The sequence below is a fragment of the Streptomyces sp. SID5910 genome, assembly GCF_009862125.1.
GTDB lineage: Bacteria > Actinomycetota > Actinomycetes > Streptomycetales > Streptomycetaceae > Streptomyces.
Window position 1 is genome coordinate 1 of the sequence record NZ_WWHX01000336.1, and the last position, 9027, is coordinate 9027.

Genomic DNA, 9027 nt, shown 5'->3' on the forward strand with positions numbered 1-9027 from the left:
GTGGCGAGCACTCCAAACTGCTCCACAGGACCAAGCTTCGTACGACAGTGTCGCACATATAGGTCCCGGGGTGGCGCGAGACGCTCATGGTCTCAAGGTTCCTTGCCCCTTTCTTTCCACTGCCCAGCCGGGTGGTCCGGGCTGGGCAGTGGAATGAGCGGCTTTCCCACCGGCGTGTGCGTGGTCACAGGCGTCGACGGTATGGGCGCCCCGCGGGGGATGACCGTCTCGTCGCTGTGCAGTGTCTCGCTCGATCCGCCGACGCTCCTGGTGTGCCTGCGCGCGGGCAGCCAGACCCTCGCCGCCGCCCTGGAGCGCGGCGGCTTCACCGTTGGTGCGGGACGCACACACGGTGACGGACTGCGCCAGTTCCGTACGTGGCCGGCCGCCTGACAGCACGCCGTGCCATGCGAGGAGGGGGAGAGGGAAGCCGTCCGGATGGCGCGGCAGCAGGGCACTCTCCCGACTGGGCCTGACCCCGTCCGCACAGCCCAGGGTGCGTTCGGAGGTGACGAACGTGGTGCGACCGGTCTGGGCCCAGATCTCGGCGTGCGGCGGGTCGACGGCACGGCCGCCCCCACGTGCCCTCGACCCGGCGACGCCTCTTTGCCCAGCGTGACGCCCAAGGCGGTGCGCTCAGCCCCGCGATCTCCGACAGCCGGGCCCCCGCCCGGTCCGTCAGTGGCAGGATCCGGCCAGTGGACGCTCACGACCCCCCGGAACAGGGGGAGTTGACGCTAGGGTTGGAGTTCGTGATCGGCAAAACGCACTTCACCATCAACTACCCGGCCATCGCGAGCATGGTCGTCCCGCTCGAGGCCGGGGTCGATGTCTCCGCCCACAACCACCCGCAGCACCAGCTGACCTGGGCGCCCACCGGTCTGCTCACCATGGGCGTGGGCAATTTCCGCTGGGTGGTGCAGCGTTCGCGAGCACTGTGGATCCCCGGCGGCGTGGATCACGCGGTTTTCCCGAACTCGTCCGTGTCGATGGTCTCGCTGTACTTCGAACCGGACGACTGCCCGCTGCGCTGGGACGCCCCGACCGTCATCGACGCCACCGGGCTGGTCGGACCGCTGCTGAGCCACCTCGTGACCATAGGCGCCGACGCAGAGGACCATCGCGCCCGGGTCACCGCCGTGCTGTGGGACCTGATGAAGCCGATGTCGGTCGCGACGATCCCGACGATCCTGCCCACCGACTCGCTGGCCCGGCGCGTCGCGCTCGCCATCAAGAAGGACCCCGCCGACCCCCGGGACCTGGAGGACTGGGGCCGGGAGGTCGGGGCGTCGCCGCGCACCCTCTCGCGCCGCTTCCGTGCCGAGACAGGTGTGAGCTTCGCGAGCTGGCGTACGTACGAGCGGCTGAACGCGGCGCTGCCCATGCTCGGCATGGGAGAGCCGATTTCGCGGGTCGCCCGCGCCGTCGGCTACGGCACCGCGAGCGCCTTCATCACCGCGTTCCGGCGCGAGATCGGCACCACTCCCGCCTCGTACTTCGGGGGGAGCGGCGCACAGTCCCGGTTCACGCGGACACCGGGCACTCCTCCTCCTGGCGGCGACTGACCCGGCCGCGGTCGATCGCGAAGGCGATCCCCGCGATGACCACGGAACCGGCGCCGATCCAGGTGCCCAGAGCGGCCAGGGAGTTGAGCCCGTCGATCGACGCGTTGTCCGCGACCCGGACCAGGGAGGGCACCAGGTCGTGGAACTGCGACGGCACCGCCTCGACCACCTGGTGCCCCGCGCCGGATTCGACCTGGTGGACGAACTCCTGCTTCAGGTCCTGCGGCACCGCTTCGCCCCCGGCGACCGTCGCGAGCCCGGACTCCGCCTTGTCCTGCGCGACATGGCTGAACATCGCGCCGAGCCCGGCGATGCCCATCGCCATGCCGACCTGCCGCAGCGTGGCGAAGGTCGAGGAGGACATGCCCGCGTTCTCCTGCGAGGCGAAGGTCAGCGACGCGGCCTGGTTGACCGCGGTCAGGGCGCCGAGGCCGAGACCACCGATGATCATGCCGGGCAGGAAGTGGGTCCAGCTGTCGCCGTGACCGTAGTTGCCCAGCAGGAACATGCCCACGGTCACCATCGCCATGGTGCCTGTCAGCCCGACGCTGATCGGCATGCGCTTGGCGACGATCGGGGTCAGGGCAGCGGCGACCATCGCGCAGGCGCTGATCGGTAGCAGCCTGAGGCCCATCTGCAGCGGCGTGTAGCCGAGCGTGCCCATCAGGAACAGCGACAGGTAGGTGGCCGAAGCCATCAGCGTGGCCATGTGCGCGACGGACACGACCGCGGTGCCGGTGAACCCGGGCTTCTTCGCCATCGAGATGTCGAGCAGCGGGTGCTTGGCCCGGGTCTGCCAGTACAGGAAGGCGATCACCAGGACGACGCCGGTGACGAGCAGGGAGATGACCGTCCTCGACGTCCAGCCCAGCGCGTGGCTCCGGGTCAGCGCGAACACGGCCGAGACCAGGCCGCCGGTGAGCAGCAGCGAGCCGAGCCAGTCGGCGCGGCGGCCCGGCGTGCTCGTGGTGGCCGGCATCTTCAGCACGGCCAGCAAGGTGACGGCGATGCCGATCGGCACGTTGACGGTGAAGATCGAGCGCCAGCCGAACTGGGTGACCAGCACACCGCCGATGACCGGGCCGAGGACGGTCGCGCCCGCCATCACCGCCCCGTAGATGCCGATCGCCTTCGCCCGCTTGCCGGCCTCGGGGAACGCGACGGCCAGCAGCGGCAGCGCGGTGGCGAACAGCATCGCCGCACCGATGCCCTGCACCACGCGCAGGATGTCGAGTTCCACGATGCCGCCCGCCAGCGTCAGCGCCAGCGAAGCGGCGGTGAACACGATCATGCCGGTGATGAAGAGGCGCTTGCGGCCGAACCGGTCGCCGAGCGTGCCGAAGGTCAGCATGAGGCCGGCCAGTGGGATCGAGTAGGCGTCGACGATCCATTGCAACCCGTCGATGGAGGCGTTGAACTCCGAGCGGATGTCGGCGAGGGCGGCGGAGACGACCATCGCGTCGAGCATCAGCATGAAGATCGCGACGCAGACCATGAACAGCACAAGTCCGGGCCGGCGCTGTGCGGCATCGACCGGCGTGTCCTCACGCTTGGTCGCTGCGGTCGTGGACATGGAAACTCCCTGGAATCAGGCGTGGAGGTCGGCTGCGGAGAAAGCACCCGTGGATGTCGGTCGGGCACCGCACCTGTCACGCTAAATGTCCGACGGGCCGCTCGGGAATGGCGTGAGAGGACGGCTGATATCGCGTAGCGGACAACTTCCGACTGCCTCGCGGAGCGATTTCGCGCAGCGGACACACGACTGTCCGTACCGGTCGCGTAAGCCCTGAGAGGATGTCCGGCGCTCTTTGTGATCGCTAGCTTTCCTGACACCGCACACTCCGCCTCTCCGACCAAGGAGCGTTCCGATGAGCGCCTCGACTCAGCGCACAGCACTGGTGACCGGCGCCTCGACGGGCATCGGCCGGGCGACCGCGAGGCTCCTCACGGCCCGGGGCTTCCGCGTCCTCGGCACCAGTCGCAAGCCCGACCACATCCCGGCCGACCGGCGCCTGCCCGGCGTCGAGTACCTCGAACTCGACCTCGGGGACCCGGTGTCGGTCGTCCGCTGCGCCGAACAGGCCGGACCGGTCGACGTGTTGGTGAACAACGCGGGGGAGAGCCAGATCGGCGCCCTGGAGGACCTGCCCGTGGCGAGCATCGAGCGCATCCTGCGGGTCAACACCGTGGCGCCGGTGCAGCTGGCCCAGGAGCTGCTGCCGGGCATGCGCTCACGCGGCTACGGCCGTGTCGTCATGGTGGGCTCCATGCTGGCGAGCTTCCCGCTGCCGTACCGCTCGGCCTACGTGGCCTCGAAGCTCGCCCTGCGCGGTTTCGCGACGGCCGCGCGCCGGGAGCTGAGCCCGTTCGGCGTGTGGCTGACGACGGTGGAGCCCGGCAACTTCGCCACCGGCTTCGGGGAGCGCCGCTCCCGCGTGGTGCCCGAGGGCTCGCCCCACAAGCAGAGCCTGCTGACGCTGGAGGCGAATGCGCGCGACAAGGAGAACAGCGGGCTGCCGCCAGAGCGGATGGCGCGCACGATCCTGGCGGCGATCGAGGCGGCCCGACCCCGGCCGCTGTACGCGGCAGGCAGCAACGCCCCGCTGGTGTTCACCCTGAAGCGGCTGCTGCCGCGTACCGTCATGGAGCGGCTGGTGCTGGGCTCCTACGGCATGCCGCACTGACCGCTCGCCTGACGCGTAACCCGGGGCCGCGCAGGACTTTCAGGCGCAGGTTCCGCTTTCTGCCCCGCTTGCGGGCCTGACCTGTGGGAAATACCGCCCTCGACTTGCGTCACTTTTCTTTGAACCGTGAAAGTCAAAACCTGACGCCGTGACGGTGCACCTCCGGACGTGCAGAACTCATATTGTTCTGCTCACGACGGGTGAACTATGGTCGGGAAGCCGAGAAGCCCATCGGGTGAAGGCTGAATCTGATTCGTCTGGGCATGGCAAAATCGCCATCGATGCCGATTTTGCGACCATGGCTCTGCTATGCCTTTCCGGCCGTTCCTGAAAACGCCGGGTCTCCAGTGTATCCGTACAAGATATGCAAGGGCAACCATGACCACTGCCGTGCCGGAATTCCTCAATGGATATACCCGCAGCCGAGGCTTGAAACGCATTACCCCGTTCTCCCGTACGCCGGCCACCGGTCGTTACGGCGAGGCGTGGCACATCGCGGCCCAGCGCTTCCCGAACCAGCAGATCATCCTGTCCCGGCCCGCCGACATCGCGCCCGACGCGGGCACCCGCTTCACCTACTGCCAGTGGGCCGCACTGGTGGACGACGTAGCCGCCCGGCTCTACGCGGCCGGGGTCCGCCCGTGGGACCGCGTCGCGGTGATGAAGGCGAACCACCCCGATGTCCAGGTCGTGGGCTCGGCCGCGGCCCGTATCGGCGCCATCCCTTTCCAGCTGGCCTGGAACCACGGCAACGAGGTAGCCACCACGTTGCTGGACCGCATGGAGCAGCCGTTCCTGGTCACCGACCCGGGGCGGCTGGAGATCGCCGAGCTGGACGCGCAGACGCTGACGAAACTGACCCGCAGGACCATCGTCATCGGTGCCGACAGCCAACTTCCCTCCGGCGCCGTCTCCTTCGAGAGCCTGGCCGGCAGCCCCGCCGCCCCCGTGGAGCTGCGCGCTTTCGACGAGCCGATGGTCGCCACCCACACTTCGGGCACCACCGGCATCCCGAAGCTGGCCCTGCACAGCGCCGAGACGCTGCACGCCATCGCACACGTCCAGACCGAGCGCTGGGGCGGGATGGGCTTCAGGCACAGCGACACCTTCGCCTTCTTCGACCCGTTCTTCCACCAGCACACCCTGACCGCGCTGTTCGCCATCGCCACCGTCGGCCCGAAGTACCTGGCCGTCGCGGACGTACCCGACGAGAACATCGCGGATCTGCTTGCCGAGCACCGCCCCACGATCGTCGACATGCTCCCGAACATGTACCTGCGCCAAGAGCACCTGCTCGACGACCCGCGCAGCTTGTTCAAGCAGGTCCGTTTCTACATCAGCTCCTTCGACGCCGTGCACACCCGCTCGATCCGCAAGTTCCTGAACGCCTCCGAGGCGCGGCTGCCGGTCTGGGTGCAGTCGTGGAGCCAGACCGAGAACGGCGGGCTCGTCCTGCGGCCGTACTTCAAGTCGATGGTGCGAAAGGTCGGCCAGTTCCCGCCGCCCACCCAGTACATGGGCTGGCCGCTGCCCACGGTCGCCAAGATCCGCATCACCGACCCGGCCGGCGGAAAGGAGCTGCCGAAGGGCGAGGTGGGCCTGGTCGAGATCAGTCAGCCCGGCCGCTGCCTGGCCTACGTCGGGGAGCAGCACCGCCACGACAACAAGGTCAGCGGTTGGTGGTGGAACACCGGAGACCTCGGCATCAAGTCGCGCAGCGGCATGATCCGGCTGGTCGACCGGGAGATCGACCGGATCGAGGGCACCAGCGGCATCGCCATCGAGGACGTCCTCCTGGACCGGCTGCCCGAGGCGAGCGAGGTGATCGTGCTGGCCCGCCGCGAGGCCAGACCAGGCGTCGTCTACGCGACCTACTCCGGCCAGGAGATCGCCCCGCAGCGGTGGCGCGCGGCACTGACCGGTCTGCCCGCCCTGGACGCCCCGATCCACCTGGACTGGGACGCCATCCCGCGCACGGCGACCTGGAAGGTCAAGCGCGTCGCGCTGCGTCAGCAGCTCTTCAACGAAGCACCGCTCGGCACGGGCAGCTGGAGCTGACCCCGACGCACGACAGAAACGGGAGAACTTTTCGTGCCCAGGAACCACAAGCACCAGATGATGAGACGCCTCCAGGACAACTGGAGCGTGAAGATCGCCCGCGCCATGCAGTTGGAAGGCAAGTCGCCCTACTTCCGCGCCATGCAGTCCGCGAACTCCCGCCGGGTCGACGTCGACGGCGCCCCCCGTCTGATGCTCGGCTCGAACAACTACCTCGGCCTCGCCGACCACCCGCTGGTCATCGAAGGGGCACGCAAGGCGCTGGAGCGCTTCGGAGCCGGATCCACCGGCAGTCGGCTGCTGAACGGCACGATCGAACTGCACCTGGAGCTGGAAGCCGAGATCGCCGACTGGTACGGCACCGAGGCCGCGATCGTCTTCACCACCGGGCACCAGGCGAACCTGGGCACCATCGGCACCCTCGCCGGCCGCGGGGACGTGATCGTCACCGACGCCGACGCGCACGCCTCACTCCACGACGCGGCCAAGTTCACCGACGCGCAGGCCGTCCGCTTCCGCCACAACGACGTCGACAGCCTCGCCGAGAAGCTGGCCACCGCGGCCAAGCGCGGCCGGCCCGCCCTGGTCGCCGTCGACGGGGTGTACTCGATGGAGGGCGACCTGGCGCCGGTCGACCGGCTCGCGGAGATCTGCCTGGAGCACAATGCGCTCCTGCTGGTCGACGAGGCGCACTCGGTCGGCGTGTTCGGCCCGAACCTGACCGGCGTCACCGAGATGTACGGCGTGGCCGACCGGACGCCGCTGCGCACCGGCACCTTCTCCAAGAGCATCGCCACCGTCGGCGGCTTCGCGGCGGGCTCGCACGACCTGATCGACGCGGTCCGGACGAGTGGGCGGTCCTTCCTGTTCACCGCGGCGGGAGTGCCGGCCGCCGTCGGCGGGGCGCTCGCCGCGGTCCGGCTGATCCGGTCCGCGGAGGGCCAGGAGCGGGCCGAACGGTGCCTGGCCAACGCCCGCTTCCTGCGCGACTCCCTCGTCTCCCTGGGGATTCCGCTGGCCGACCCGGCGATCGGACCCGACGGCGCCGAGATCGTGACGCCGATCGTCCCCGTCATGGTCGGCGAGTCCCTGCGCGCGTTCGCCACCTGGCACGAGCTGTACCAGCGCGGTGTGTTCGCCGCCCTCGCGCATTACCCCGCCGTACCGCTCGACCACGCGCTGCTGCGGCTGGCCGTGACCGCCGAACACACCTTCGCCGACCTGGAAGAGGCGGCCGAGGCCGTCCACGCGGTGCTGGAGCTCGACACCGAGCGCCAGTTGGTCGCGTGACGACCGACGTGACCACAGAGGGAGAGACCATGACGATCCGTTTGATGACGACCGAGCGCGCCGCCCTGGAGCGTTTCCTGCCCGGGCTGCACAAGGAACTGTCCGAGCACGACCTGCTCGACCTGGAGGCCCGCGACAGCCGGGTCATAGAGATGTTCAAGAACTCCGACGCACCCGCGCTGGTGGTGCCCCAGGAGTGGGGCGGTCTCGGCGCGCCCGCGCTGGAGGCGACCCGGGTACAGCGGGCCATCGGCGCCCTGTCGCCCTCGCTCGGTGCCGCCACCACCATGCACCACCTCTCGATCGCCACGCTCATCGAGCACAGCGCCACCGGCACCGACGACGAGAAGGAGCTGCTCAAGGGGGTGGTGCTGGCGCGCCTGCTGCTGTCGTCGGGCTTCTCCGAGGGCAATGTCGGCACCAGCGCGGCGAGCGCCTTCAAGCCGACCGTGACGGCCCGGGCGGTCGAGGGCGGCTTCAAGGTCACTGGCCGTAAGCAGCCGTGCAGTCTGTCGAGTGCCATGGACCTGCTGACCGCAAGCGTCGCCGACGAGGAGACCGGCCGGCGCGGCGTGATCGTGATCCCGTCCGCCTCCGAGGGGATCAGCACCGAGAAGTTCTGGGAGACCCCCGTCCTGGCCGCGTCGCAGAGCGAGACGGTCGTGCTGAAGGACGTGTTCGTGCCGTCGGAGCTGTTGTTCTGGAACGACGTCGACGACCCGACCGGCATGCACGAGAAGACCGGTTACGTCTGGTTCGGTCTGCTGATCTCGGCCACTTACCTGGGCGCGGCCTCGCTGCTGCTGGAGCGAATGCTGGCGAGCCCGTACACCAGCCCGATGCTGTACGCCGAGGCTGCCTGCGAGATCGAGACGTCGATGGCGGCGCTGGAGGCCGTCGCGCGCGCCTTCGATGAGGGCGACCGCTCCGACGAGCTCACCGCGCGTCTGCTCTTCGTGCGTGAGCAGATCCGGCACGGCATCCGGCGTGCCGTGTCGACCGCCGTGGACTCGCTGGGCGGTATCGCCTTCATCAAGTCCCCTGAGATTGCGTACCTGTTGGCGGCAGTGCAGGCGGCCGGCTTCCACCCGCCGTCCCGTCGGGCGACCGCGGACACGCTGCACGCGTACCACTCGGGCACCGACGCGCTGACGCTGCACTGACCAAGCGAGGGTCCCGGCCTCCACTACACCTTGGCCCTGAGCGCGACGATGAACATGCGAGAAGGCCCCAATCCTGAGATTGGGGCCTTGGTTGTGGCTGGGGCCGGGGTCGAACCGGCGACCTATCGCTTTTCAGGCGATCGCTCGTACCAACTGAGCTACCCAGCCGCGAGGTTTCACGTGAAACCTCAGCGGTCCTGACGGGATTTGAACCCGCGGCCTCCACCTTGACAGGGTGGCGAGCACTCCAAACTGCTCCACAGGACC

The 9027-nt window shown here is 69.1% G+C and carries 7 protein-coding genes and 2 tRNA genes; 6 read left to right on the forward strand and 3 right to left on the reverse strand.

The genetic code is table 11. The features are described 5' to 3' along the window. The first annotated feature begins 153 nt into the window (after window positions 1-153). Together GTW67_RS11585 and GTW67_RS11590 are read left to right on the forward strand one after the other, a co-directional pair. Entirely contained in the window at window positions 154-393 is a 240-nt protein-coding gene (locus tag GTW67_RS11585; protein ID WP_524539769.1) for a flavin reductase family protein, read from the forward strand. Between the two features lie 359 nt (window positions 394-752). Further along, the gene (locus GTW67_RS11590) at window positions 753-1565 is read left to right on the forward strand and encodes a helix-turn-helix transcriptional regulator (protein ID WP_346010626.1); all 813 of its coding nucleotides are present in this window, start codon (window positions 753-755) and stop codon (window positions 1563-1565) included. Here the strand turns inward: GTW67_RS11590 and GTW67_RS11595 are convergent. Next, window positions 1525-3138: an MFS transporter gene (locus tag GTW67_RS11595; RefSeq protein ID WP_161164718.1), complete on the reverse strand. Its 1614-nt coding sequence runs from the start codon at window positions 3136-3138 to the stop codon at window positions 1525-1527. The genes GTW67_RS11590 and GTW67_RS11595 overlap by 41 nt on opposite strands. 295 nt (window positions 3139-3433) lie before the next feature. Here GTW67_RS11595 and GTW67_RS11600 point away from each other — a divergent pair, with 295 nt between their 5' ends. From GTW67_RS11600 to GTW67_RS11615, 4 genes are all read left to right on the forward strand, one after another. Next, window positions 3434-4249 carry an SDR family oxidoreductase gene (locus tag GTW67_RS11600; protein ID WP_161164719.1) on the forward strand — a complete coding sequence of 272 codons (816 nt, stop codon included), beginning with the start codon at window positions 3434-3436 and terminating at the stop codon, window positions 4247-4249. Window positions 4250-4678: 429 nt separating this feature from the next. Further along, window positions 4679-6307, forward strand: a complete 1629-nt coding sequence (locus tag GTW67_RS11605) for a class I adenylate-forming enzyme family protein (protein ID WP_161164720.1) — start codon at window positions 4679-4681, stop codon at window positions 6305-6307. A 33-nt stretch (window positions 6308-6340) separates the two neighbouring features. Next, the gene (locus GTW67_RS11610; protein WP_202437115.1) at window positions 6341-7597 is read left to right on the forward strand and encodes an aminotransferase class I/II-fold pyridoxal phosphate-dependent enzyme; all 1257 of its coding nucleotides are present in this window, start codon (window positions 6341-6343) and stop codon (window positions 7595-7597) included. A gap of 29 nt (window positions 7598-7626) precedes the next feature. Beyond that, on the forward strand, window positions 7627-8760 hold the full coding sequence (locus GTW67_RS11615; protein WP_161164721.1) for an acyl-CoA dehydrogenase family protein: 1134 nt from the start codon (window positions 7627-7629) through the stop codon (window positions 8758-8760). Between the two features lie 94 nt (window positions 8761-8854). Here the strand turns inward: GTW67_RS11615 and GTW67_RS11620 are convergent. Beyond that, window positions 8855-8928, reverse strand: a tRNA-Phe gene (locus GTW67_RS11620). A 24-nt stretch (window positions 8929-8952) separates the two neighbouring features. After that, window positions 8953-9027 (reverse strand) — tRNA-Asp (locus GTW67_RS11625).

Coding starts and splice junctions, on each gene's coding strand:
- GTW67_RS11585 (WP_524539769.1), top strand. CDS start 154: ATGAGCGGCTTTCCCACCGGCGTGTGCGTGGTCACAGGCGTCGACGGT.
- GTW67_RS11595 (WP_161164718.1), bottom strand. CDS start 3,138: ATGTCCACGACCGCAGCGACCAAGCGTGAGGACACGCCGGTCGATGCC.
- GTW67_RS11600 (WP_161164719.1), top strand. CDS start 3,434: ATGAGCGCCTCGACTCAGCGCACAGCACTGGTGACCGGCGCCTCGACG.
- GTW67_RS11615 (WP_161164721.1), top strand. CDS start 7,627: ATGACGATCCGTTTGATGACGACCGAGCGCGCCGCCCTGGAGCGTTTC.